This window comes from Streptomyces sp. NPDC043867, from assembly GCF_056435845.1.
Genome location: NZ_JBWKDS010000040.1, coordinates 1 through 25494 on the forward strand (window position 1 = coordinate 1; position 25494 = coordinate 25494).

23 protein-coding genes are annotated in these 25494 nt (G+C 72.6%); 13 read left to right on the top strand and 10 right to left on the bottom strand.

What is annotated here, in order from left to right:
- Window positions 1-90: 90 nt before the first annotated feature.
- Window positions 91-1311: an acetyl-CoA C-acetyltransferase gene (locus AC069T_RS30420; protein ID WP_478785803.1), complete on the bottom strand. Its 1221-nt coding sequence runs from the start codon at window positions 1309-1311 to the stop codon at window positions 91-93.
- A gap of 500 nt (window positions 1312-1811) precedes the next feature.
- Window positions 1812-2837, bottom strand: coding sequence for an SGNH/GDSL hydrolase family protein (locus AC069T_RS30425; protein WP_478785804.1), 1026 nt, complete (start codon window positions 2835-2837; stop codon window positions 1812-1814).
- A gap of 171 nt (window positions 2838-3008) precedes the next feature.
- On the opposite strand from AC069T_RS30425, the gene AC069T_RS30430 reads away from it, so the two are divergent.
- A complete protein-coding gene (locus AC069T_RS30430; protein ID WP_478785805.1) occupies window positions 3009-4403 on the top strand; it encodes a cystathionine beta-synthase in 1395 nt (464 codons plus the stop codon).
- Window positions 4404-4868: 465 nt separating this feature from the next.
- Here AC069T_RS30430 and AC069T_RS30435 read toward each other — a convergent pair whose 3' ends face one another.
- Window positions 4869-5297 carry a hypothetical protein gene (locus AC069T_RS30435; protein ID WP_478785806.1) on the bottom strand — a complete coding sequence of 143 codons (429 nt, stop codon included), beginning with the start codon at window positions 5295-5297 and terminating at the stop codon, window positions 4869-4871.
- A 245-nt stretch (window positions 5298-5542) separates the two neighbouring features.
- Here AC069T_RS30435 and AC069T_RS30440 point away from each other — a divergent pair, with 245 nt between their 5' ends.
- Together AC069T_RS30440 and AC069T_RS30445 are read left to right on the top strand one after the other, a co-directional pair.
- A complete protein-coding gene (locus tag AC069T_RS30440; protein ID WP_476755162.1) occupies window positions 5543-6385 on the top strand; it encodes a MurR/RpiR family transcriptional regulator in 843 nt (280 codons plus the stop codon).
- 115 nt (window positions 6386-6500) lie between these two features.
- On the top strand, window positions 6501-7085 hold the full coding sequence (locus AC069T_RS30445; RefSeq protein ID WP_478785807.1) for a hypothetical protein: 585 nt from the start codon (window positions 6501-6503) through the stop codon (window positions 7083-7085).
- A gap of 19 nt (window positions 7086-7104) precedes the next feature.
- Here the strand turns inward: AC069T_RS30445 and AC069T_RS30450 are convergent, their stop codons facing one another.
- The 5 genes from AC069T_RS30450 to AC069T_RS30470 all read right to left on the bottom strand — a co-directional run bounded on the left by AC069T_RS30450 (window position 7105) and on the right by AC069T_RS30470 (window position 10989).
- On the bottom strand, window positions 7105-7479 hold the full coding sequence (locus tag AC069T_RS30450) for a roadblock/LC7 domain-containing protein (RefSeq protein WP_478785808.1): 375 nt from the start codon (window positions 7477-7479) through the stop codon (window positions 7105-7107).
- 16 nt (window positions 7480-7495) lie between these two features.
- Window positions 7496-8053, bottom strand: coding sequence for a roadblock/LC7 domain-containing protein (locus AC069T_RS30455; RefSeq protein WP_478785809.1), 558 nt, complete (start codon window positions 8051-8053; stop codon window positions 7496-7498).
- Between the two features lie 38 nt (window positions 8054-8091).
- Complete coding sequence (locus tag AC069T_RS30460; protein ID WP_478785853.1) at window positions 8092-8829, bottom strand: transcriptional regulator; 738 nt, start codon at window positions 8827-8829, stop codon at window positions 8092-8094.
- Window positions 8830-8942: 113 nt separating this feature from the next.
- The gene (locus AC069T_RS30465) at window positions 8943-9341 is read right to left on the bottom strand and encodes a hypothetical protein (RefSeq protein WP_478785810.1); all 399 of its coding nucleotides are present in this window, start codon (window positions 9339-9341) and stop codon (window positions 8943-8945) included.
- A gap of 226 nt (window positions 9342-9567) precedes the next feature.
- Window positions 9568-10989, bottom strand: coding sequence for a type III PLP-dependent enzyme domain-containing protein (locus AC069T_RS30470; protein ID WP_478785811.1), 1422 nt, complete (start codon window positions 10987-10989; stop codon window positions 9568-9570).
- 142 nt (window positions 10990-11131) lie between these two features.
- On the opposite strand from AC069T_RS30470, the gene hutU reads away from it, so the two are divergent.
- The 4 genes from hutU to hutI all read left to right on the top strand — a co-directional run bounded on the left by hutU (window position 11132) and on the right by hutI (window position 16612).
- Window positions 11132-12796 (top strand): urocanate hydratase, encoded by a 1665-nt coding sequence (gene hutU / locus AC069T_RS30475; RefSeq protein WP_478785812.1) that lies wholly within the window; start codon window positions 11132-11134, stop codon window positions 12794-12796.
- On the top strand, window positions 12793-14016 hold the full coding sequence (locus AC069T_RS30480) for an allantoate amidohydrolase (RefSeq protein ID WP_478785813.1): 1224 nt from the start codon (window positions 12793-12795) through the stop codon (window positions 14014-14016). The genes hutU and AC069T_RS30480 overlap by 4 nt, the downstream gene beginning before the upstream one ends.
- Window positions 14013-15347, top strand: coding sequence for a formimidoylglutamate deiminase (locus tag AC069T_RS30485; protein WP_478785814.1), 1335 nt, complete (start codon window positions 14013-14015; stop codon window positions 15345-15347). The genes AC069T_RS30480 and AC069T_RS30485 overlap by 4 nt, the downstream gene beginning before the upstream one ends.
- A gap of 89 nt (window positions 15348-15436) precedes the next feature.
- Window positions 15437-16612, top strand: coding sequence for an imidazolonepropionase (gene hutI / locus AC069T_RS30490; protein ID WP_478785815.1), 1176 nt, complete (start codon window positions 15437-15439; stop codon window positions 16610-16612).
- Window positions 16613-16752: 140 nt separating this feature from the next.
- Here hutI and AC069T_RS30495 read toward each other — a convergent pair whose 3' ends face one another.
- Window positions 16753-17676, bottom strand: a complete 924-nt coding sequence (locus AC069T_RS30495; protein ID WP_478785816.1) for an RNA polymerase sigma factor SigF — start codon at window positions 17674-17676, stop codon at window positions 16753-16755.
- Between the two features lie 238 nt (window positions 17677-17914).
- Here AC069T_RS30495 and AC069T_RS30500 point away from each other — a divergent pair, with 238 nt between their 5' ends.
- The 5 genes from AC069T_RS30500 to AC069T_RS30520 all read left to right on the top strand — a co-directional run bounded on the left by AC069T_RS30500 (window position 17915) and on the right by AC069T_RS30520 (window position 22837).
- Window positions 17915-18283 (top strand): STAS domain-containing protein, encoded by a 369-nt coding sequence (locus AC069T_RS30500; RefSeq protein ID WP_358855793.1) that lies wholly within the window; start codon window positions 17915-17917, stop codon window positions 18281-18283.
- Between the two features lie 235 nt (window positions 18284-18518).
- A complete protein-coding gene (locus tag AC069T_RS30505; protein WP_478785817.1) occupies window positions 18519-19031 on the top strand; it encodes an ATP-binding protein in 513 nt (170 codons plus the stop codon).
- Between the two features lie 489 nt (window positions 19032-19520).
- The gene (locus AC069T_RS30510; RefSeq protein ID WP_478785818.1) at window positions 19521-20234 is read left to right on the top strand and encodes an LPXTG cell wall anchor domain-containing protein; all 714 of its coding nucleotides are present in this window, start codon (window positions 19521-19523) and stop codon (window positions 20232-20234) included.
- A 129-nt stretch (window positions 20235-20363) separates the two neighbouring features.
- On the top strand, window positions 20364-21503 hold the full coding sequence (locus tag AC069T_RS30515; protein WP_478785854.1) for a hypothetical protein: 1140 nt from the start codon (window positions 20364-20366) through the stop codon (window positions 21501-21503).
- 38 nt (window positions 21504-21541) lie between these two features.
- Entirely contained in the window at window positions 21542-22837 is a 1296-nt protein-coding gene (locus tag AC069T_RS30520; protein ID WP_478785855.1) for a hypothetical protein, read from the top strand.
- Window positions 22838-22945: 108 nt separating this feature from the next.
- On the opposite strand, the gene AC069T_RS30525 is transcribed toward AC069T_RS30520, so the two are convergent.
- Window positions 22946-24442 carry an oligopeptide:H+ symporter gene (locus tag AC069T_RS30525; protein ID WP_478785819.1) on the bottom strand — a complete coding sequence of 499 codons (1497 nt, stop codon included), beginning with the start codon at window positions 24440-24442 and terminating at the stop codon, window positions 22946-22948.
- Window positions 24443-25016: 574 nt separating this feature from the next.
- Between AC069T_RS30525 and AC069T_RS30530 the strand changes: the two genes are divergently transcribed.
- The coding region (locus AC069T_RS30530; protein WP_478785820.1) for a response regulator at window positions 25017-25494 on the top strand (478 nt) is incomplete at its 3' end.

Below are 25494 nucleotides of genomic sequence, written 5' to 3' on the forward strand. Positions count from 1 at the left end.
CCTCCGCCTTGCAGCTGCACGCGCCAGACCCCGCTCGGGTCGGTCAGGACGAACCGTCGGTCATAGCCAGCCTGATCCAAACGACAGGCCCTAGCTGAGACGCTCGATGACCATCGCCATGCCCTGGCCGCCGCCCACGCACATGGTCTCCAGGCCGAACTGCTTGTCGTGGAACTGGAGGCTGTTGATGAGCGTGCCCGTGATGCGGGCGCCCGTCATGCCGAAGGGGTGGCCGACGGCGATGGCGCCACCGTTCACGTTCAGCTTCTCCAGCGGGATGTTCAGGTCGCGGTACGAGGGGATCACCTGCGCTGCGAAGGCCTCGTTGATCTCGAACAGGTCGATGTCGTCGACGGTCAGCCCCGCGCGCTTGAGGGCCTGCTTCGACGCCTCCACCGGGCCGAGGCCCATGATCTCGGGGGAGAGACCGGTGACGCCGGTCGACACGATGCGGGCGAGCGGGGTCAGGCCCAGCTCGCGGGCCTTGGTGTCGCTCATGATGACGAGCGCGGCGGCCCCGTCGTTCAGGGGGCAGCAGTTGGCGGCGGTGACCAGGCCGTCGGGGCGGAAGACCGGCTTCAGGCCCTGGACGCCGTCCAGGGTGACGCCGGCGCGGGGGCCGTCGTCCTTGGCGACGACCGTGCCGTCGGGCGTGGTGACCGGGGTGATCTCGCGCTCCCAGAAGCCGTTCTTGATGGCTTCCTCGGCGAGGTTCTGCGAGCGGACGCCGAACTCGTCCATGTCCTGGCGGGTGACGCCCTTGACGCGGGCCAGGTTCTCGGCGGTCTGGCCCATCGCGATGTACGCGTCCGGCAGTACGCCGTCCTCGCGCGGGTCGTGCCAGGACGCGCCCTCGCTCTGCGCGACTGCCGCGGTGCGGGCCTCGGCCTCGGCGAAGAGGGGGTTGTGGGTGTCGGGGAGGCTGTCGCTGTTGCCCTTGGTGCTGCGGGACACCATCTCGACACCGGCCGAGATGAAGACGTCGCCCTCGCCGGCCTTGATGGCGTGCAGGGCCATGCGGGAGGTCTGCAGCGAGGAGGAACAGTAGCGGGTGACGGTGCAGCCCGGCAGATGGTCCATGCCCATCTGCACGGCGACGATGCGGCCCATGTTGTGGCCCTGCTCGCCGCCGGGCAGACCGCAGCCGAGCATCAGGTCGTCGATGTCCCGCGGGTCCAGCTCGGGGACCTTGGCGAGGGCGGCCTCGATGATCGTGGCGGTCAGGTCGTCGGGGCGTACGTCCTTCAGGGAGCCCTTGAAGGCGCGGCCGATCGGGGAGCGGGCGGCTGAGACGATCACGGCTTCTGGCATCACGGCTCCATTGGGCGAGCGGGGGTGGGGCAGGGCTGTCTCGGAAGTTACCCGTACGTACCCGCCCGGTCACGGGTGTGGGGGTGTGACTCAGGCCGCACTTTTCTAAGCGCTTGCTTTTTTCTGGCGAGGCGCCTTGACCAGTTCGGCCCGTGGGGGCCCGACTCGGGGCTCCCCGGCCCTCGCGGGGGCGCCGACTCGGGGCTCCGCCCCGGACCTCGCTCCTCAAACGCCGGAGGGCTAGATTTCTCCGGCGCGGGACTCCGCCCTGGGGGCGCCTGCCTCGGGGCTCCGCCCCGGACCCCGCTCCTCAGGCGCCGGAGGGGCTGAATTTCTCCGGCGCGGGACAGATTTAGCCCGCCGGTGTTTGAGTCCGCCCGGTGTTTCAGCCCGTCCGGCGTTTGAGGGCGAGTGCTTCAGCGCGATGGGGTCGGGGGCGGGGCCCATTCTGCAAGCACCGGAGGGGCTGGACTTGCGTCCCTTCGGCTGCTCCCTCGGGGCTAGTTGAGGGGAGCCGGCGTTGTTGTCGTGTCCGTGGTGGGGAGGCGCCGGCGGCGGCGGCGCTTGAGGAGGGCCCAGGGACCGCGCGGCCCCGTGGGCATCGCGGCCGTGACCTCCGTACCCGGCTCGGACGCCGCCTCCGCGGCGGCCCGGGCCACCGGCAGGAAGCCCTCGCGGCGCGAGACGTCCGGCCGCTCCTCGTCCGCCGGCCACAGGCCGAGCGCGGCGCAGACCGTGGGAAGGACCGCCATCGCCGCCGTGGCGTACCCCTCCGCCGAGGGGTGGTAGTTGTCGGGGCCGAACAGCTCCCGCGGGTTCTCCTCGAACTCGGGGCCCAGCAGGTCGCCCAGCGACACCGTGCGGCCGCCCTGCTCGACCGTGCCGATGGTCTGGGCCGCCGCCAGCTGCCGGGAGACACGCCGGGCCAGCCAGCGCAGCGGCTGCTGGACCGGCTCGATGGTGCCCAGGTCGGGGCAGGTGCCGACGACGACCTCCGCACCCGCGGTCCGCAGTCGCCGTACCGCCGAGGCCAGGTGCCGGACCGAGCGCGTGGGCGGCATCCGGTGTGTCACGTCGTTCGCGCCGATCATGATCACGCACACGTCGGGCACCCGGGCGGGATCCGCGAGGGTGAGCGCCACCTGCCGGTCCAGATCGTCCGACTGGGCGCCGGGCAGCGCCACGTTGCTGAGCTCGACCGGACGCTCGGCCACCGCCGCGAGACCGGCGGCCAGCAGGGCTCCCGGGGTCTGCCGGGCGCGGTGCACGCCCTGGCCGGCGGCTGTGGAGTCACCGAGTACGGTCAGCCGCAGCGGCGGCTCGTCGGAACCGGCGTACGCGTGTCCGTACAGGCCGTCCGCCCGGGGCGCGTACGGGCTCCCGTTCCCCACCTGGCGCTTCGCCAGCCGCACCTCGGCCAGCACGACGCCGACCGCTGCCGCGCCCACCAGACCGATCCCGCCGCCGCCGTACGCCGCACCCGCCGCGATGCGCCGGGCGACCCTTGCCCTCGACAGACTCGACATGCGTAGCCGCCACCTCCTCGTAGCCGTACACCCACTGCTTGCCCCGTGAAGCAGGTCGGCCAATCTCATCCGCGGGCGCGGCACCTTACGGGGACGACTCTCCGCCCCCGTCCGACGTGGGGCCTTAGGCTGACAGGACCATCCCTCAGATACACAGCTCCGGAGACAACGGTGCAATTCCACGACTCGATGATCAGTCTCGTCGGCAACACCCCGCTGGTGAGGCTCAACAACGTGACCGCGGGCATTCAGGCGACGGTCCTGGCCAAGGTTGAGTACTTCAACCCCGGCGGATCCGTGAAGGACCGCATCGCGCTGCGCATGATCGAGGCCGCGGAGGAGAGCGGCGCACTCAAGCCCGGCGGCACCATCGTCGAGCCGACCAGCGGAAACACCGGTGTCGGGCTCGCCATCGTGGCGCAGCAGAAGGGGTACAAGTGCATCTTCGTGTGCCCCGACAAGGTGAGCACCGACAAGATCAACGTGCTGCGGGCCTACGGCGCCGAGGTCGTCGTCTGCCCCACGGCCGTGGATCCGGAGCACCCCGACTCGTACTACAACGTCTCCGACCGGCTCGTCCGGGAGACGCCCGGTGCCTGGAAGCCCGACCAGTACTCGAACCCGCACAACCCGCTCTCGCACTATCACTCCACCGGCCCCGAGCTGTGGGAGCAGACGGAGGGGCGGATCACCCACTTCGTGACCGGCGTGGGCACGGGCGGCACCATCTCCGGGACCGGCCGGTACCTGAAGGACGTCAGTGACGGGCGGGTCCGGGTCGTGGGCGCCGACCCCGAGGGGTCCGTGTACTCCGGCGGGTCGGGACGGCCGTACCTCGTCGAGGGTGTGGGCGAGGACTTCTGGCCGACCGCGTACGACCGGACCGTCGCCGACGAGATCGTCGCCGTGTCCGACAAGGACTCCTTCCAGATGACCCGCCGCCTGGCCAAGGAGGAGGGTCTGCTGGTCGGCGGCTCCTGCGGGATGGCCGTCGTCGCCGCGCTGCGCGTCGCCGAGCGGCTCGGCCCCAACGACGTCGTGGTGGTGCTGCTGCCGGACAGCGGGCGCGGATACCTCAGCAAGATCTTCAACGACGAGTGGATGGCCGACTACGGCTTCCTCGAGGACTCGGGGCCGAGCGCCCGCGTCGCCGACGTGCTCAGCGACAAGGCCGGCGGTTCCATCCCCTCGCTCGTGCACATGCACCCGGACGAGACGGTCGGCGAGGCCATCGAGGTGCTGCGCGAGTACGGCGTCTCGCAGATGCCGATCGTGAAGCCCGGTGCGGGCCACCCGGACGTCATGGCGGCCGAGGTCGTGGGCTCCGTGGTCGAACGGGAGCTGCTGGACGCCCTGTTCACCAAGCAGGCCTCGCTGGAGGACCCGCTGGAGAAGCACATGTCGGCGCCGCTGCCGCAGGTCGGCTCGGGCGAGCCGGTCGGGGACCTGATGTCCGTGCTCGGCACCGCCGACGCGGCGATCGTGCTGGTCGAGGGCAAGCCGACCGGGGTCGTCAGCCGTCAGGACCTGCTGTCCTTCCTCGCCAAGGGCGGCACCAGGCAGTAGAGGTTCCGCGTGAGCCCCGCGCGGAGCACCGGAAATCGCCTGAAGTGCCCCGGTGGGAGGGAATCTTCCGGCCGCCCGGGCGGGAACTTCGCGGAAGTGGTACGAGCGCGACACGTTCACGCAGCACCCGCTTAACACGGGTCCTGCACATTGGTGGATGTCGGCAAGGGCTAAGGAAACACCTCCAAGGCGCCACGCACTGGGGGAGGTTCCCCGCCCCGGCCGGCACCGGAACGGCGTCAAGGACAACCGGAGCGGCTCCCGGGCCTCCATGGACGCCACGGACGCGCAAGCCCGGCCCTGACCCGGCCCGCGTCCCTCGCGGGGACCGCCGTCGTCCCGCCCCCCGGCAACGGGGGTGCGGCGGTCCCCGCGCACAGTCCTGTGCGCGGGGAGATCCCAGTCCTGCGCGCGGGGAGATCCCAGTCCTGCGCGCGGGAAGATCCCCGGGAAGACCCGCGGGGCTCAGTCCTGCCACTCCGAGGACGGCTCGTCCCGGTCCCGGCGCAAGGGCAGCGTGTGGCGCAGGACCTGCACCGCGTTGACGCCCACGATCCCCGCCCAGGCGACCATCAGGCCCGGCAGGTGCGCGACACCGCCGCCGATGGCGGACAGCGGGACCGCCAGCACGAGCGAGACGATCCCGAACCCGAAGCGCTCGCCCCAGGAGTCCGGCGACTGCGGCGAGCGGGCGCCCCGGGCCGCCACCATCTGCTGTTCCGCGAGGTGTCGGCGCACCCGGCGCTCCACCGTCCCGTCGAGGCGCTGCTCGATCTTCTCCAGGAACGAGTCGACGAGAGCCGGCTCGTACTCCTCGCCCAGTTCCCTGCGCGCCCGCAGCGTGGCGTCGAGTTCCTTCTTGAGGTCGGCTTCGCCGGCGTCCATACCCGTCATGACGTCCACGCTAGGGAGCGGACGTCCCCGTGGCACTGGGGTTAGCCCCCCTTTCCGCGCTGTGCTCCACCCCCGCACCGGACGACCGGCCACGGGGCGCCGCTTGCCCGGCCTGTATATCGTCATGCAGAGTTCTTACTGTCTGCATAGGCCCCCGCCCGGCCACGCTGTACTCTCCCGTGGCGTCGAGGAGCCGTCGGCCGCACCGCTCGACCGGTTCACGGACATTGGAGGGGGACCACGTCATGGGCGTGACCGACAGCCCGGCCGCGCGGCTGCAGGCGCTCTTCGAGGGGCACCGGCTGACACCGACCCAGCGGCGCATCGCGCACAGCATGGTGCGGCGCGCCGCGGACGTGCCGTTCCTGTCGAGCGTCGAACTCGCCGAACTCGCCGGCGTCAGCCAGCCGTCCGTCACCCGCTTCGCGGTCGCGCTCGGCTTCGACGGCTATCCCGCGCTGCGCAGGCACCTGCGGGAGGTCGCCCCCGCGGAACCGGTCGCCGACACCGCCTCGTACAACGAGTACCAGCAGGCCGTCGAGGCCGAGATCGAGAACCTGAAACACCTCGCGGAGGTGCTGGCGGACCCGCGTCCGGTGGAGCGCGCGGGGCGGCTGCTCGCCGCGTCCCGGCCGCTGCCGGTGCTGGGTCTGCGGGCCGCCGCCTCCCAGGCGTACGGCTTCGCGTACTTCGCCGCGAAGGTCCACCCCGACGTGCGGCTGCTGCACGAGGGCGGCACCATGCTCCACGACCGGGTCGACGCCGCCGTGCACGCGGGTGCCACGGCGCTGCTGTGCTTCGCGCTGCCCCGGCATCCGCGCGAGGTGGTCGACTCGCTCGCGTACGCGAAGGCGGCCGGGCTGACCGTCGTCACCGTCGCGGACTCGGCGTTCGCGCCGGTCGCGAAGGTGTCGGACCTGCTGCTGCCCGCCGCCGTCGGCACCGGCCTCGCCTTCGACACGGCCTGCGCCCCGATGCTTCTCGGCCGGGTCCTGCTGGAGGCGATGTGCGACGGCCTGCCCGACGCGCAGGCGCGGCTGGAGGAGTTCGACGCGCGGGCCGCCGCACGGGGGCTGTTCGTGGAGTAGGGGCTCCCCGCGGTGGCCCCGGGAAGTCCTCTGCGAGGACCCGCGTTTCTCAGACTCGTCTCACCTTCACTCGCTAGTCTGCACCTCCGAAAAAGGCCGAGACGGGAGGCGGGACGTGGCACGCGGAGGGCAGGGGCTGGCTCGGGTGGCGGTCGTCGTGAGGGCCGGGGCCGCACCGCTGTGGTGGGCGGGAACGACGGCGGCGGGCGTCGGCCTGCTGCCGCCAGGAGTGACCGGCCGCCGTATCGGGGTCATGGCCGGGGCGGTGCTCTTCATCGTCGCGACGGCCGTGGTGGCGTACGTGCGCAGGGGGCGGTACGCGGAACTGTCCCGGTCCGCCGCCCGCGCGGGCAAGCACGACGTGCTCCAGGACCGGGCGGTGTCCGTCCGCAACTGGCGCCGGGGGCACCGCTGGTGGCTGCTGCTCGCCTTCCTCGCCGCGCTCGGCAGCTCGTTCGCGGTGCCCGCGGCGGGCGGTCTGCTGCTCGCCGGGACCGGCGCCGGCCTGCGGCTGAAGGCCGCCTGGCTCGGCCGTCTCGAACGGGACGGCGACGCCCTGCTGTGGGTGCGCGTCGACTGGCTCGGCCCGCGGGCCGGCGCGCCCGCGGGCAAGGCCGTCAGGTCCTACCGAGGCACGGGCATCGCCGCGGGCGACGCGGCCCCGGGCGGGGCGCGCCGCCGCGTCGACGCTCTGGTGTAGGAGCCCTGGGGTGGGCGCCCTACACCTCCAGCTCGGCCTCGATCTTCTTCAACTGGTGGCGGGCCATCGCGAGGTTGGACCGTTTGGAGTCGAGGACGAGATACAGGAAGAGCCCGTTGCCGCCGCGTCCCTGCATCAGGCGGATCAGGTGGTACTGGTCGCTCAGGGTGATCAGGATGTCCTCGATCTCGCCCTTGAGGCCGAGGTGCTCCATGGTGCGGAGCTTGGCGCGGACGACATCGGTGTTCCCGGCCGCGGCGACGGTGAGGTCGAACCCCTTGCTGCCGCCGATCGTGCCCAGCGCCATGCCGGTGGTGTAGTCGACGAGGGCGGCGCCGGTGGCGCCTTCGATGGAGGCGAGCGCCTCTTTCAGTGCGGTCTCCGTGTTGGCCATGGTGCTGCGCTTCCCTTCAGCTTTCGGTGGTGGTCGGGGTCTTGGTGGTCGGGGTCCTGACCGGCAGCGCCTGCTCGGCGGGCGCCCGGGCCGCCGGCGGGTCGGTGAGGGCAGAGGCGCGCGGCGTCCGGGTGCGCGGGACGACGGGCCGGGCGGCGGGCTTCGCGGGGGTCCGGGAGGGGGCGGCCGGCTCGCCGCGCGCCGTCGCGGCGTCCACGAGCTCGCCGATGCGCGTCCCGGCGCGCCGCCCTTCCAGGTGCAGCCGGCCGACGTTGACCCGGTCCTGGGCCAGCAGTGTCAGCACGGCGGAGGTGCCGGCGGCGTACGTTGCCACATAGCCGTACACACCGCGGACGAGCAGTTCGCGGAAGTCGCCCTGGCCGGTGGCGTCCGTCAGCCGCAGGGCGACGCCCAGCGACGCGGCGGTGAGCGCGGCCACGCCCTCCGGTTCCACTCCCGGGGTGTCGTGGGCGAGCACGAGGCCGTCGACACTGGCCGCGAGCGCTCCGGTCACCTGGGGCACTCGTGCCCTCAGCCGGTGGATCTCGTCGAGGACTTCGGCCTCCGCGGCCATCAGCAGTCTCCTTTCGGCACGCTGTCGGAGCGCGCGGATCACAGGGCCTCCAGGGCGTCTCTGAGCCGGCGCAGCAGGGCGACGTCCGGGTCGTCGGACGTCTGGTCGAGCACGGCGGCCACGGCTGCGGACGGTGCCCGCTCCGGGGCGCGTGCCGTCGCCACGGCTCCGTCGGCCGCCAGCCGGCGCAGGTCGACCAGGGTGTGGAACGCGGGACGGCCCAGGGCGAGCGAGATGTCCGCCGCGGTGCGTACGCCGTTCACCCGGCCGAGCACGGCACGCCGGCGCGGGGTGAGCGAGGACGCGGCGCCCCAGGAGCGGACGAGGGGTGCCGTGTCCGTCGCGGGGTCGGGCCAGATGCGGTGCAGCAGTTCGCGGCGGCGCAGCGTCTCGCGCTCCAGCGCGGCCACCGGGACCGGGCGCAGGGAGCCGAGCCAGTGCGCCGCCCCGTACCGGAAGCGGGCGGGGGCGCTGCTCGGGCCGAGCACGAAGTACGCGGCGTCGTACAGCGCCCCGAGGTGGCACAGCTCCAGCGCGCCCTCGGCTATCCGGCCGCTGTCGACCAGGAACCGTCCCACCCGGCGCCGGGCCCCGGCCTCGGAGACCGCCTGGTGCCAGACGTCGGTGTGCAGGGTGCCGGGGACGGTGAGCAGCACGTCGAGACCCGGGGTCGCCGGGCTCTCGGCGTGCACCACCTGCCCGTCGCAGAGGTAGAGCGTGCCGCACTCGCGCATGAGGACACCGGTCGCCCGTTCCTCGGCGAGCCGGCTGAGCATGGGCGACAGGGCGCCGGCCGGACCGGGGTGCCGGTCCCCGCCGCGGGACTCCGGCCCGGCGTCCCGCACGGGGAGCGTCGGTGCGGTGGGTGCGGTGGATGTTCCTGCCGTGGTCATCCCAGCACCAGCCGTCCGGCCATCTCGCCGAGCCTGATCCGGGCGAGCGCGAGGTTGCCCTCCTCGCGGCCCAGCCACAGGTGCAGGAAGACGCTGCTGTCGAACGTCGTCCGCACGAACCGCAGGACGTGATAGCTGTCGCGGTTGCTGATGATCAGGTCCTCGACCGGCGGCTCCGCCTCGGACCAGTCGGAGCCGTCAGCCGGGGCGAACGTGTGGTGTTCCGCGGCGAGCCGGGCCAGCTCGGCCGCCTCCGCCGCGGTCGTCTCGTGGTCGCCACCCGGTGCGTCACCGACGGTGCCCAGCGCCAGACCGCTGGTCCAGTCGACCACCGCGGCGCCTCGCGCACCGGGCAGTCGCATGGCTTCCAACAGGCACTCGTCGATCCCTGGCACCCCGTGTCCCCTCCCCCTCGGGTCGGATGAGTGACGCCGAGGCTACGCAACGTGTGCGCTACGGGTGAGGGTTCCGGCATTTTCCAGTGGAACATGCGCGGAATGACTAAGGTGGGTCAACTGACCTCATTCGGCGGCAAGTTGACCATGGCCGAAAGGGTGCGGGGGAGGGGCTGAGCTGCGCCCCCGCACGGTCGCCGATCGGCGGTCGCCGATCGGAGGTCGGCTAGAGCGCGGTGAGCGCCGAGGTGTGGGCCCCGCCCGACTCCGCGACGATCTCGGCGGGCGTCTGCGGCTCCCGTACGACCGCGAAGCGCACCCCGCCGTCCCCGTCCGGCGCGAAGCCGTAGATCCCCGGACGCGCCAGGGAGTTGTACGCGTAGTGGTGGGCGAAGCAGTAGGCGCCGGTGTCCAGCACCGCGGCGTAGTCGCCCGGTTCGAGCCGTGGCAGCGGGCGCCCCTCGGCGAGCAGGTCGCCCGCGAAACAGGCGGGACCCGCGATGTTCTGCACCACGTCGGGCCCGGCCTTGGGCCGCCCCTCCGCGTCATGAGCGGCGATCCGCAGCGGCCAGGAGGCGGGCGCGTAGACCGTGCGCGCCGCGATCTGCACCCCGGCGTGGGTGACCGCGATGGACCTGCCCCCGGCGCTCTTCGTGTACTCGACCCGCGCGAGCACCGTGCCGTGTTTGGCGAGCAGCGACCGCCCGAACTCGGTGACCAGTCCGTAGCGCCCGTCGAACAGACCGGGGACGGCCTCGGCGAGCAGCCGCGCGTACTGCGCGTACGTCGGCGTCGTGACGTCCGAGCCGAAGTTCACCGGCAGTCCGCCGCCGATGTCGAGGGTGTCGATCTGCCGGCGCCCGGCCCGCCCGTTGATCTCCTCGGCGAGCGCGTACGCCTCGGCCACGCCCCGGGCCATCAGCGAGAGCGGGACACCCTGCGATCCGGAGTGCGCGTGCAGCCGCGTCAGCCAGGGCCGGTCCAGGTACGCCCGGACGATCCAGGCGCGGGCCCCTTCGTCCCGCAGCGCGACGCCGAACTTGGAGGTCGCCGTCGCGGTCGACAGCGCCTCGATGGAACCCCCGCCGACCTGGGGGTTCACCCGGAGCCCTACGGGTGAGCGGGTGACGGTGGAGTGCACCAGGCCGTCGATGCGCGCCAGCTCCTGCGGGTTGTCGGCGTTGACGGCGATGCCGAGGGCCAGCGCCTCCCGCAGCTCGGCCGCCGTCTTGGCGGGGGAGTCCAGGACGGTGCGGGCCGGCGGCACCCCGGCGGCGCGGGCGAGCGCGAGCTCTCCCGGGCTCGCCACCTCGGCGCCGATGCCCGCCTCGTGCAGCAGCCGCAGCACCGGCACGAGCGGGGTCGCCTTCACCGCGAAGGCGTGCAGCACCGGGGTGCCGGGAGCGGTCACCGCCTCGAAGGCGGCCCGCAGCGCTCGCGCGGAGGCCCGGATCCCGGCGACGTCGAGGAGTGCCGCGAGCGGGGCGGCGGGCCCGAGGAGTCCCTGCTCCACGGCGGCCCGCACGCCTGCGTGGCGCCGCGCGACCCGGTCCGCGTCCGGGCCGTCCGGCGCACCGGCCTGGGGGAGTGCGGCCCCGCCCGTCCTGTCGCCCGCCGGATCTCCCGCGGTGTCCCTGTGCGCGCCCATGCTTCCCAGCCAAACACCGACGGCGCGCCCGCGCTGACGTACGAGCGTATTGACTAGCTCTATTCATGAGTCCAGGATGTGAATAACGAGTGCAACAATCCGCATGCCGCAGCCGCGTGCAGCAGCCCCCAGGAGGCAGACCATGTCAGGACCCCGCCCCGTACGAGCGCCGCGCGGCACGGAACTGAGCGCCCTGGGATGGCAGCAGGAAGCCGCGCTGCGGATGCTGCAGAACAACCTCGACCCCGAGGTCGCCGAGCACCCCGACAAGCTCGTCGTCTACGGCGGCACCGGCAAGGCCGCCCGCGACTGGCGCTCCTTCGACGCCATGGTGCGCACGCTGCGGACCCTGAAGCAGGACGAGACGATGCTCGTCCAGTCCGGCCGCCCCGTCGGCGTCATGCAGACCCACGAGTGGGCCCCGCGCGTCCTGATCGCCAACTCCAACCTGGTCGGCGACTGGGCGAACTGGGAGGAGTTCCGCCGCCTCGAACAGCTCGGCCTGACCATGTACGGGCAGATGACGGCCGGCTCGTGGATCTACATCGGCACCCAGGGCATCCTCCAGGGCACCTACGAGACCTTCGCCGCCGTCGCCGCGAAGAAGTTCGGCGGCACCCTGGCGGGCACGATCACCCTCACCGCCGGACTCGGCGGCATGGGCGGCGCCCAGCCGCTCGCCGTCACGATGAACGACGGCGTCGCGATCTGCATCGACTGCGACCCCCGCGCCATCGAGCGCCGCATCGAGCACCGCTACCTGGACGTGCGGGCCGACTCCCTGGAGCACGCCCTCCAGCTGGCCACCGAGGCCCGCGACGCCCGCCGCCCCCTGTCCATCGGCCTGCTCGGCAACGCGGCCGACCTGCTGCCCCGCATGCTCGCCGAGGGCGCGCCCGTCGACATCGTCACCGACCAGACCTCGGCCCACGACCCGCTGTCGTACCTCCCGGCCGGCGTCGACTTCGACGACATGGCGGCCTACGCGGCGAAGGACCCGGCCGGCTTCACCACCCGCGCCCGCGAGTCCATGGCCCGGCACGTCGAGGCCATGGTCGGCTTCATGGACGCCGGCGCCGAGGTCTTCGACTACGGCAACTCCATCCGCGGCGAGGCCCGGCTCGCCGGGTACGACCGCGCGTTCGCCTTCCCCGGTTTCGTCCCCGCCTACATCCGCCCCCTGTTCTGCGAGGGCAAGGGCCCCTTCCGCTGGGCCGCCCTGTCCGGCGAGGCGTCCGACATCGCCAAGACCGACAAGGCGATGCTCGAACTCTTCCCGGAGAACGAGTCACTGCACCGCTGGATCAAGCTGGCCGGCGAACGCGTCCACTTCCAGGGCCTGCCCGCCCGCATCTGCTGGCTCGGCTACGGCGAGCGTGACCGGGCCGGCGAGCGCTTCAACGACATGGTGGCCTCCGGCGAACTGGCCGCCCCGCTCGCCATCGGCCGCGACCACCTCGACTGCGGTTCCGTCGCCTCCCCGTACCGCGAGACCGAGGCCATGCTCGACGGCTCCGACGCGATCGCCGACTGGCCGCTGCTGAACGCCATGGTGAACGTGGCGTCCGGCGCCTCCTGGGTCTCCATCCACCACGGCGGCGGTGTCGGTATGGGCCGCTCCATCCACGCCGGACAGGTCTCCGTCGCCGACGGCACCAAGCTCGCCGGCGAGAAGATCCGCCGCGTCCTCACCAACGACCCCGGTATGGGCGTCGTCCGGCACGTGGACGCCGGGTACGACATCGCGGAGACCGTGGCCGACGAGCGCGGTGTGCGGGTCCCGATGCGTGAGGGTGACCTGGCGTGACCTTCCACAGCATGTGGGCGGAGCTGCTGCCGGTCGGCCGCAGCTCGGCCTCCGGCGGCTACCGCCGCTTCGCCTGGGCCGGGGCCGACGCCGACTGCCGGGCCTGGTTCCGCGCCCAGGCCGAGGCGCGCGGGCTCACCTACGAGCTGGACCGCAACGGCAACCAGTGGGCGTGGCTCGGCGACCCCGCCGCGGGCGACGCCGTCGTCACCGGCTCGCACCTGGACTCGGTGCCCGACGGCGGCGCCTTCGACGGGCCCCTCGGAGTCGTCTCCTCCTTCGCGGCCCTGGACGAACTCCGCAGCCGGGGAACGGAACTCGCCAAGCCGCTCGCCGTCGTCAACTTCGGTGACGAGGAGGGCGCCCGCTTCGGACTCGCCTGCGTCGGATCCCGGCTCACGGCCGGCGAGCTCACCGTCGAGCAGGCGCACCGGCTCACCGACGCGGACGGCATCACCCTGCCGCGGGCCATGGAGCGGGCCGGGTACGACCCGGACGCCATCGGCCCGGACCCGGAGCGGCTCGCCCGCATCGGTGCCTTCGTCGAACTGCACGTCGAGCAGGGACGCGCCCTCGACCTGAGCGGCGACCGGGTGGGCATCGCCAGCGCCATCTGGCCGCACGGCCGCTGGCGCTTCGACTTCCGGGGCGAGGCCAACCACGCGGGCACCACCCGCCTGGCCGACCGCCGGGACCCGATGCTGCCGTACGCGCAGACCGTGCTCGCGGCCCGCCGCGAGGCCGAACTCGCGGGCGCCGTCGCCACGTTCGGCAAGATCGCCGTCGAACCGAACGGCGTGAACGCCATCCCGTCCCTCGTCCGCGGCTGGCTCGACTCCCGCGCCGCCGACCAGTCGGTCCTCGACACCGTCGTCACCGGCGTCGAGAAGGCCGCCCGTGAGTACGCGGAGGCGCACGGCATCGCACTCGACGTCGTCCGCGAGTCCTTCACGCCCGTCGTCGAGTTCGAGCACGCCCTGCGGGACGAACTCGCCCGCATCCTGGGCAAGGACGGGGACGCGGGCATCCGGGTCCCCGTGCTGGGGACCGGCGCGGGACACGACGCCGGAATCCTCTCCGGGAGGATCCCGACCGCCATGCTGTTCGTGCGCAACCCCACCGGTGTCTCGCACTCCCCGGCCGAGCACGCCGCCGAGGACGACTGCGAGGCCGGGGTGACCGCACTCGCCGACGTACTCGAAGGGCTGGCCCGCAGGTGACGCAGACGTACTGGCTGGAGCACGCCTGGCTCGACACCCACGTCGAGCCGGGCGTCGCCGTCGAGGTCGCCGACGGACGGATCACCGCCGTCCGCACGGACACCGCCGCCCCGCCGCCCGGCGCCGAGATCCTCCGCGGTCTCACCCTGCCCGGCCTCGCGAACGCCCACTCGCACGCCTTCCACCGGGCACTGCGCGGCACCGTCCAGGTCGGCTCCGGCACCTTCTGGACCTGGCGCGAGGTCATGTACTCCGTCGCCGACCGGCTGACCCCCGACACCTACCACGCCCTCGCCCGCGCCGTGTACGCCGAGATGGCGCTCGCCGGGATCACGGCCGTCGGCGAGTTCCACTACGTCCACCACGCCCCCGGCGGCACCCCCTACGCCGACCCCAACGCCATGGGCGAGGCGCTCGTCGCCGCCGCGGGCGACGCCGGCATCCGCATCACCCTCCTCGACACCGCGTACCTCTCGGCCGGCTTCGGGCAGCCCCCCAACCGCCACCAGCTGCGCTTCTCCGACGGCACGGCCGAGGACTGGGCGGAACGCTGTGCAGTTCTCAAGGACCGGGATCACGCACGGATCGGAGCGGCGATCCACTCCGTACGGGCGGTGCCCGCCGGACAGTTGGCGACCGTGGCGCGCTGGGCGGGGGAGCGGCGGGCCCCGCTCCACGTGCACCTGTCCGAGCAGACGGCGGAGAACGACGCCTGCCGGGAGGCCCACGGCTGCACGCCCACCCGGCTGCTCGCCGACCACGGAGTCCTCGGCCCCCGCACGACCGGCGTCCACAGCACGCACCTCACGGACGAGGACATCACCCTGCTCGGCGGCTCGGGAACCGGCACCTGCATGTGCCCGACGACCGAGCGGGACCTCGCCGACGGCATCGGCCCCGCCGTCGCCCTCCAGCAGGCCGGCTCGCCCCTGTCGCTCGGCTCCGACAGCCACGCCGTGATCGACCTGCTCGAAGAGGCCCGCGCCCTGGAGCTGAACGAACGGCTGCGCACCCGCACCCGCGGCCACTGGACGGCCGCCGCGCTGCTGCGGGCCGCCTCCGCGGACGGTCACGCGGCCCTCGGCTGGGACGAGGCGGGCACCCTGGAGGCCGGCGCGCTCGCCGACTTCACGACGATCGCGCTCGACTCGGTCAGAACCGCGGGACCGCTGCCGCGGCTCGGCGCCGAGACCGCCGTATTCGCGGGGACGGCGGCCGACGTACGCCACACGGTCGTGGCCGGCCGGCAGGTCGTGCGGGACGGGGCGCACACCCTCGTACCCGACGTGCCCGCGGCGCTCGCCTCGGCCGTCGACGCCCTGCGCGCCTGACCCCAGCCACTTCCGCCGGCCGCCCGGCCACCGCAGCCGACACCGCGGCCACCGCCGCCGACACGGCCGACAAGGCCCACGAGGACACCATGAGCAGCACGACCGTCATCACCGACATCGCCCGTCTGGTCACCAACGATCCCTCCCTCGGCGACGGATCCCCACTCGGTCTGATCCAGGACGCGGCCGTCGTCATCGAAGGCGACCGCATCGCGTGGATCGGTGAGTCAAGAGAAGCACCCGCCACTGACAACCGGGTCGGGGCCGGGGGCGGGGCGGTGATCCCGGGCTTCGTGGACTCCCACTCGCACCTCGTCTTCGCGGGCGACCGCACCGAGGAGTTCAACGCCCGCATGTCCGGCAGGCCGTACAGTGCGGGCGGCATCCGCACGACGGTCGCGGCGACCCGGGCCGCGAGCGACGAGGACCTGGAGCGCAACCTCACCCGGCACCTGCACGAGGCGCTCCGCCAGGGCACCACCACCTTCGAGACCAAGTCCGGCTACGGCCTCACCGTCGAGGACGAGTCCCGCTCCCTGCGCCTCGCCGCCCGCCACACCGACGAGGTCACCTATCTCGGCGCGCACGTCGTCCCGCCGGACCACGCCGACGACCCCGCCGGGTACGTGGCCCTCGTCACCGGAGAGATGCTCGACGCCTGCGCGCCGCACGCCCGCTGGATCGACGTCTTCTGCGAGAAGGGTGCATTCGACGGCGACCAGGCCCGCGCGATCCTCACCGCGGGCCGGGCGAAGGGCCTGCACCCCCGCATCCACGCCAATCAGCTGACGTACGGCCCCGGAGTCCAGCTCGCCGTGGAGCTCGACGCGGCGTCCGCGGACCACTGCACGCACCTCACGGACGACGACGTCGACGCCCTGGCCAACAGCGCCACCGTGGCCACCCTGCTGCCCGGCGCCGAGTTCTCCACCCGCGCGCAGTGGCCGGACGCCCGCCGCCTGCTGGACGCGGGAGCGACGGTCGCCCTGTCCACGGACTGCAATCCGGGCTCGTCCTTCACGTCCTCGGTCCCGTTCTGCATCGCCCTGGCCGTACGGGACATGGGAATGACCCCGGACGAGGCCCTCTGGGCGGCCACGGCGGGCGGCGCCAGGGCCCTGCGACGGGACGACGTCGGACGCCTCGCCCCGGGCGCGTACGCCGACCTGGCGGTGCTCGACGCGCCGAGCCATGTCCACCTCGCCTACCGGCCGGGGGTCCCGCTGGTGTCGCAGGTGTGGCGGCGCGGAGTCCGCGCGGTCTGACCCGGGGTCCGCCCCGGGGGCGTGATGCTCGTCACGGCAGACAGCAGACAGCAGACGGCAGACGACGCTCGGGAGACGGCACACGGCCGCGCCCGGCTCCCGTCGGCAGGGAGCCGGGCGCGGCCGACGACGCCGGGCACTCACTCCTCGACCGTCAGGCCCTTCCGCAGCCGGACCAGGGTCCGCGACAGCAGCCGGGAGACGTGCATCTGGGAGATGCCGAGTTCCTCGCCGATCTCCGACTGGGTCAGGCCGGCGACGAAGCGCAGGGACAGGATCTTGCGGTCCCGGGAGGACAGTTCGGCGATCAGCGGCTTCAGGGACTCCACGTACTCGATGCCCTCGAGCCCGTGGTCCTCGTAGCCGAGGCGGTCCGCGAGCGCACCCTCGGAGTCGTCCTCCTCGGGCTGCGCGTCCAGCGAGCTGGCGGTGTAGGCGTTCGAGGCGGCCATGCCCTCGACGACCTCGTCCTTGGTGATGCCGAGGCGCTCGGCCAGCTCGCCCACCGTCGGGGCACGGTCGAGCTGCTGGGCGAGTTCGTCGCCCGCCTTGGCCAGGTCGAGACGGAGTTCCTGGAGCCGGCGCGGAACGCGCACGGACCAGCTGGTGTCACGGAAGAACCGCTTGATCTCCCCGACGATGGTTGGCATCGCGAAAGTCGGGAACTCAACGCCGCGACTCAGTTCGAAGCGGTCGATCGCCTTGATCAGGCCGATGGTGCCGACCTGGATGATGTCCTCCATCGGCTCACTGCGGGAGCGGAACCGGGAGGCGGCGAACTTGACCAGGGCGAGATTGAGTTCGACCAGGGTGTTGCGCACGTACGAGTACTCGTACGTGCCTTCCTCGAGGGACTCCAGCCGCTCGAAGAGGGTCTTGGACAGGGCCCGTGCGTCAACCGGCCCCACCTCTGCGTACGGAGGGATCTCCGGAAGGCCGGCGAGCCCGTCGGCCTCCGGCGGGGAGGCGGCGGAAGGCGCGCCCTCGGGACTGTCCGGAGGGAGTGTCGACGTCGCCCTCTGGGTATGCGAGGCGTCGAGCCGGGGTGACATGATGTCCTCCATCGTTCTCGGCATATGGCCGCCGATGCCTGTACGTGCACTGCGGTGTGCGGCGCCTCCAAAGCCGGCCGTGTCGATTGGGTGTCCCTCATAGCCCTACCCGGTTTCGGGACACCACCGCAAGTGCCTTTCCTTGTGAAATGTCCATTTTGGCGGGGTTGTTCGGGTGCCAAGGTGCGCAGGGAGGGCGTAGGGTTCGTGAGCATCGGTCAACAGCAACGACGGTCGGGAGAGAGACGGCATGGACCGCGGGACGGTCGGCAGCGCACAGTCGGGCCGGCTTCTTGTCGAAGTGCGAGAAGAGGGCACGAGCGCTGTCGTGACCCCGGCTGGTGAGTTGGATCACCACACCGCCGATCTGTTGCGCGAGCCACTCGAGGAGTGCCTCGCCAAGGGCTTCGCCCGGCTGGTGGTGGACTGCTCGCGCCTGGAGTTCTGCGACTCCACCGGGCTCAACGTGCTGCTCGGCGCTCGGCTGAAGGCCGAGGAGGCGGGCGGCGGGGTCCATCTGGCGGGCATGCTGCCGGTGGTGGCCAGGGTGTTCGAGATCACCGGGGCGGAGGCCGTCTTCACCGTCCACGAGACGCTGGACGCGGCACTGGCCGAGTAGGCAGGCCGCGCCGTCGCCCACCACATGCCTCAGGGAGCCCCGTGTGACCGACGCGTTGTCCGGGTCACACGTTCCTTGTCGAAATAAGTGGGTGTTCCAACGGTTCGCTCGGGCAGGAGACATCCTGAACGAGTCGGCACCGCACAGCTCGGCAGCTCAACCGGCGCCTGCGCCGCAGATCCAAATGTACTGAGTCTTGAATCATGAACTGGTGAATCGGTGAGGTGAAGCGCTGATGAGCACCACCCGGCCTTACCCGCCGGGCGACCGCGGCCCGGAGTCGGGCACAGGCGGCGCTTCCGGGGCGTCCGAACCGGGCGCGGCCGTGCCCTCCGCCGGCGGTGGGGCCCGCAGGCTCGATTTCGAGGGCGAGAGCGGCGTCGTGCCGCTCGCCCGCGATTTCGCACGTCAGGCGCTGTACGCCTGGGGCTGGCTGCCGGCCGACGGTGCCGAGCAGCGGGCCGCCGCCGAGGACGTCCTGCTGGTCGTCTCCGAGCTGGTGACCAACGCCTGCCTGCACGCCGAGGGGCCGGACCAGCTCCTGATCGCCTGTGACAACAAGGTGCTGCGCATCGAGGTCTCCGACCGCGGCGCGGGCCAGCCCGCCCCGCGTACGCCGCACCGCGCGGGGCGTCCCGGCGGGCACGGCATGTTCATCGTGCAGCGGCTGTGTCTGGACTGGGGCGTCGTCCGGCACCCCGGTGTCGAGGGCAAGACCGTGTGGGCGGAGCTGGGCGCACCGGCGTAGGCCTCCGCCCGTCGCGATGCCGCCCGCGTCAGCGGGTTCGTCGACCGGGCCCGCTGGGGCAGCCCGCGTGAGCGCGCCAGTCGATCGGCCCGACCACCCGCGTGAGCCGGCCCATCAGTCGGCCCGTGGGACAGCCCGCGTGAGCAGGCCCATCGGCCGCCCCCCGTAAGCGGTGCCATCGACCACCCGCGGGCCCCCCGCGGGTACAGCCCCCGGCCAGGCGCGGACCCCGCGGGTACGGACCCCGGCCGGCCGCGGGTACGGACCCCGCCCCGCCCTCGCGAGCGCGCCCGTCGCGCGACCCGTGCGCGTCCGTCGGTCCCACCTCGGGTTACCCGCGGTTCGCGGTTCCCCTCCCGTACCGTTCCCCGCGCCTCGGATCTCCTCGGATCCGGGGCGCACTGTGTCTTCCCTCCGCAAGGTCCCGGGCGTACTTTGAGCGCCCAATCTGATGTGCCGTCAGAAAATTCGGCGACGAGGGGACTCGAGGTGTCCTACCGGACGTACCAGAAACGGACCGCCGCGCTCGCGTTCACCGCGGCCCTGGCCGGCTCGGCGGTGCTGATGGCCGCCCCCGCCGCCCAGGCCGACGTGGTGGACGTCAACTACCAGTGCAAGACGCCGATCGGCGACAAGAGCGCCGTCTCGCCCATCGACATCAAGAGCGTCAGGAGCGGCAGCGGCTACAAGCTGACGATGTCCTTCCGGAAGGGCGTCTCCTCCAGCCCCGTGGAGCTGGGCAAGGGCGCCATGAACCCCAGCGCCGTCATCAAGCTGGGCGGCGCCGACAGCGGCACGGTGGCGGTGAAGGGCCCCGCCAACCCGGCCGCCATCCCCGCCAACACCCCCATCCGGATCACCGATCTGTCGGGCACGTACACCCCGCGGAAGACCGGCAAGGTCACCTTCACCGCGGGCGTGCTCACCATCGAGGCACTCGGTACGACCACGACGTGCACCCCGGGGAACAACCCCAAGCCCTCGCTGACCCTCGACGTCACGGCGGCGGGCGGCGGCGGGTCACCCACCGGCCAGAAGCAGACCGGCTCCGGTACCGGCTCCGACTCCGGGGCCGAACTCCCGCAGACCGGCCCCGAGGACTCCGCCGTCGCCCTCGGCACGCTCGGCGGCACCGTCCTGCTCGCGGGCGCGGCCGGCACGCTGTGGCTGACCCGCAGGCACCGGACGGCGGCGCGCCGCTGAGGCCGGCGCCGGTGTCCTCGGTGCCGCCTTCGCCGTACGACGGCACCGGCGGCGCGGGCGGGAGGGCGAGGCGTCCGCAGCGGGGCGCACACAGGCCGAGTCGACGGGAGCGGTGAGGTGAAAGTGCGGATGTGGGCGCTGCTGGCCGCCCTCGTGCTCGTCCTGATGCCCCTGTCCGGCCCGGTCGCGGTCGCGGTCGCGGACCAGTCCGGCCCGGTCGTGGTCGCGGACCAGTCCGGCCCGGTCGCGGCGGACCGGCCGGTGGTCCGGTTGTCCAAGTCCCAGGCGGGGACGGGCGGTTCGATCACCGTCACCGGCAGCGGCTGGGGTGCGAAGCGGCTGCTGACGATCCTGATCTGCGGCCGCTCGGTGCCGTCCCGCGGCGTCGTCGGCGGCACCGACTCCTGTGCCAACGCCGACGGACGGGCCGTCACCACCGATGCCCGGGGCCGCTTCACACGGAAGCTGCCCGTCGCCGAACCGCCCAGGCCCTGTCCGTGCGTGGTGCACGTCGCGACGGTCGCCGGCAAGAAGGCCGCAGCGGACGCCCTGTTCATGGTCGCGGGGCACTCGGTCGAGCCGCTGCCGAGGGAGGAGACCGGCGGGCGCCTCTCCGTGCTGACGGACACCCGGCTCGACGGTTCCGGCACCCTGCTGACCTGGTTCGGCTCGCCGCCCGCGCGCAGGTTCGTGTTCACGGTCGGCAACACCGGCACGTCCGCGGTGAAGGACCCCGTCTTCCAGGTCGGCACCGCCCACGGCGTGTTCGCGCCGCGGTGGGAGGAGCAGCAGTGGCGCGGCACGATAGCGCCGGGCCGAAAGGCGCGCATCTCCCTGCCGGTGGAGCTCGCGGCCGGGGCGCACGGCGACTACACGGTCTCCCTGAAGTACGGGGGGAAGGTGCTGGCCGAGCAGCCCTGGGGCGTCGGCCGTCCCTGGGGCGTGACGCTGTTCTGGGTTTTGGTGTGCGTCGTCGTGCCGGGTGCCGTGTTCCGGGCGGGCATGGCCGTGGTGGACCGGGTGCGGCCGCGCGGACCCTTCGGACAGGCCGGCCGGCACAGTGGGCTGCGGCTGCCCCGGCCGGCCCCGCGCGCCCCGAGGTCGGCCCATGCCCGGCCACGGTCCCCGAAGGCGCCGCCGAAGCACACGAGCACCGCGGTCCTGCCGTGGTTCACACCGGACAGCGATCCGGGGACCTCCGCGGCCGGCCGGCTCTCCGCACCGCACAAGAACGGTCCGACGACTCCGACGAGGAGAGGGAACACGTGAGCCAGAGACGGAGAGCCGGCGTGGCCGGGGCCGCGCTGATGCTGGGCGGCGCGGGCATGCTGCTGGGCGTGGCCGCGGCCCCGGCCCAGGCCGCCGAGGTGGCGTACGCGACCGAGTGCATCCCGCCCGCGATCTCGGGACTGCCCCCGGTCCAGGGCACCACGAGGGCGGAGATCACAGCACCGGCCGAGGCGAAGGTCGGCGACGAGGTGACGATCACCTGGAAGTTCGTCCAGGCCGCGTCGAAGAACCCGGACGTCCTCGACCTGGACAAGGACACGGTCAAGCCGACCGGCACGCTCAGGGCGGCGGGGGCGCAGACGGCGGCCGTCGCGATGGAGGGGCCGCGCAGCAACCCGCCGATCCCGAAGAACAGTGACATGAAGCTGCCGGACATGACCGGCAGACTGAAGCTGACGGCCGCGGGCGAGGTGACGCTGACGCCGGACGCGTACGCCATCAACGTCAGCAAGCCGCTGTCCACCGACACGAAGTGCTCGCCGAAGGAGACGGTGAAGTCCGCGGCCACCATCAAGGTGACGGCGGGCGGCGCGAGTTCGGGCGGTACGACGGACGGCGGGCCCACGGCGACACCGCCCACGCCGACACCTCCCACGACGCCGTCGGCCACTGCGAGCGACCCCGGCGGGACCGGCGGCAGCGGCACGGGCGGTTCCTCGGGAGGCGGCGGGCAGAGCGACTTCCCCGGCAAGGAGGTGTCCGTCTCCTACGCCTGCAAGACGCCCATCGGTGACAAGGCCGCCACGTCACCCGTGCAGATCGACGCGAAGAGGAACGGCGGGAACTTCGACCTCACCGTCCGGTTCGGGAAGTCCGTGATGGACAGCCCGGCCGACATCCCCGCGGACTCGGTGACGCCGTCGATGGAGGTCGTCCTGGGCGGCGCGGACAAGGGCACCGTCCACGTCGAGGGCCCGGCCAACTCCGCGCCGATCAAGTCGGGCGCCCCGATCGAGATCCCCGACCTCACCGGTACGTACAAGCCGGGCGCGAGCGGGAAGTCGACCCTCTCGCCCGGCGTGCTGACCGTGCGGGCCCTCGGCACCACGACGACGTGCACGCCGGCCACGACGGCCGTCTCGCTGACCCTCGACACCACGGAGCAGGCGAGCGGCGCCTCGGGCGGCGGCTCCTCCGGGTCTGGCAGCACGGCGTCCGGCGGTTCGGCGGCGGGCGGCGCGGCGTCCGGCGGCCTCGCGGAGACGGGCGCCGGGAGCCACAGCGCCCTGAAGGCCCTTGGACTGGTCGCGGGGACGGTGATCCTGCTCGGCGGGGCGGTCCTCACCTTCATGCCCCACCGGCGGACGCGCTGACCCGCCCCGGCACCTGCCAGGAAGGACCCGCACACGGCGAAGGGCCGCCGCACCTCAACGGTGCGGCGGCCCTTCGCCGTTCACGTCACAGCACGGAGCGGGAGCCCGTCAGCGGACGTCGCCCATCAGCTGCTTGACCTTCTTGCGGTACATCCACACCGCGAATCCGGCGACCACGGCGAGCGTGGCCTCCAGGGTGACGATGCCCGTCTTGTTCAGGTCGACCCCGGCGATGGAGAGCAGGCTGGTCGTGGCGTCTCCCGCGGTGACGGCCAGGAACCAGACACCCATCATCTGCGAGGCGTACTTCGCGGGCGCCATCTTCGTCGTCAGGGAGAGGCCGACGGGGGAGACGGTCAGCTCACCGACGGTCTGCACGAAGTAGATCGCGACCAGCCACATCGCGGCCGCCTTGTGACCGCCCTCGGCGATCGTCAGCGGGGCCAGGAAGAGGAAGAAGGACGCGCCGACCAGGATCAGGCCCGAGGCGAACTTCACCGCGGTGCTCGGCTCCTTGCCGCGCCGGTTCAGCGCCAGCCACAGCCAGGCGAACACCGGCGCCAGAGCCATGATCATGACGGGGTTGACCGACTGGTACCAGGAGACCGGGAAGTCCCAGCCGAAGACGCTGTTCTCCGCAGACTTGTCCGCGAACAGCGACAGGGTCGAACCGCCCTGGTCGTAGATCATCCAGAAGACGGCCGCGGCGACGAAGAACCAGATGTACGCGGACATCTTCGACTGCTCGGCGCGGTCGAGTTCCTTGTCGCGCTTGATGCGGGCGATGACCATGACCGGGATCAGCAGACCCGCGAGCGTGATCGGGACCAGCAGCCAGTTCAGCGTGTAGTGGCCGGTGAAGCCGACGACGGCGTAGAAGACCACGGCGACGCCCGCCCACAGCGCGGACTTGCGCAGCGTGGCCGCCTTCTCCTCGGCGGACAGCCGCGTCGGGACGACGTCGGAACGCTTGCTGAGGTGACGGCCGCCGAGCAGGAACTGCACCAGTCCCAGCGCCATGCCGAGCGCGGCGAGCGCGAAGCCCAGGTGCCAGTTGACGTTCTCACCGACGGTGCCGATGATCAGCGGCGCGGCGAAGGCACCGAGGTTGATGCCCACGTAGAAGAGGGTGAAGCCACCGTCGCGGCGCGGGTCGTCCGGGCCGTCGTAGAGGTGGCCGACCATCGTGGAGATGTTGGCCTTCAGCAGACCGGAGCCGATCGCGACCAGCCCGAGCCCGGCGTAGAAGGTGCCGGAGGTCGGCAGGGCCAGGGTGAGGTGGCCGAGCATGATGATCGCGCCGGCCAGGGCGACGGTCTTGCGGGGGCCGAGCACGCGGTCGGCGAACCAGCCGCCCGGCAGGGCGAGCAGGTACACGAGGGACAGGTAGACCGAGTAGATCGCGGTCGCGGTCGCCGCGCTGAGGTGCAGGCCGCCCGGAGCGACGAGGTACAGCGGGAGCAGTGCCCTCATGCCGTAGTAGGAGAAACGCTCCCACATCTCGGTCATGAAGAGGGTGGCCAGTCCGCGGGGGTGGCCGAAGAAGGACTTCTCGGAACCGGGGGTGCCCGGAGTGACCGAGTCCTTCGTCAGGCTGGACGCCATGGTCGTTCCTTGCTGGTCGGGGCGTGCCGCACGGGGGGTCCCCCGGCCCGGCGGAGCCGGGGACCAGGGGGCGGGTGCGCGCCCGGTGGGGGGGCGGCCGGCACCGGCGGGACTCGACCGTCCGCCCCTACGCCCAGGGGAGTCCGCTCCGGGTCACGAAGCGGTGGACGACGACCACCGGGATCCACGCCCCTACGCGCGTCGGTGCGCTCGGGGCCCGGCCACAGGTCATTCCTTTCAAGGCTGGCGAACACCAGCCCGCACACAAAAGAGACCTTCAGCATCCATCTCGCGCCAAAGGTCCCCGTGTGGTGCTACAGGCGTCTGGTCACCATACGACATGTGAATGCGGCATATGGAAGGACTTGAGACATGGATCACAGGTGAGAATGCAACCGCCGACGTTTATTCGAAGGTCTACGCAACGATCGCATCCCGCAGCCACAGGTGACGTACGTCACGGCGCTGCGTGGACCCGCCTCGGGACGCCTGCCGCGACACGGCCGGACGGCGGCCGGAAGCACGGCTGCCGATCACGCCCCGGCTCTCCTCCGGGGCGGACTACCATCAGGCCATGACCCGTGTACTGCTCGCCGAGGACGACGCGTCCATCTCGGAGCCGCTGGCCCGCGCCCTGCGCCGGGAGGGTTACGAGGTGGAGGTGCGCGAGGACGGCCCCACCGCGCTCGACGCCGGCATCCAGGGCGGCATCGACCTGGTCGTGCTGGACCTCGGACTGCCCGGCATGGACGGCCTGGAGGTGGCCAGGCGGCTGCGTGCCGAAGGCCACGCCATCCCGATCCTCATCCTGACCGCGCGTGCCGACGAGGTGGACACCGTCGTCGGCCTGGACGCGGGCGCCGACGACTACGTCACCAAGCCGTTCCGGCTGGCCGAACTGCTCGCCCGGGTCCGGGCCCTGCTGCGGCGGGGGGGGGGGGGGGGGGGGGGGGGGGGAGGGAAGACGAGGGGGGGGGGGGGGGGGGAAAGGAACGAGGAAGAAAAAAAGAGAAGAAAAAAGGGCCCGGCCCACCCCCCCCCCCCTCTCTCAT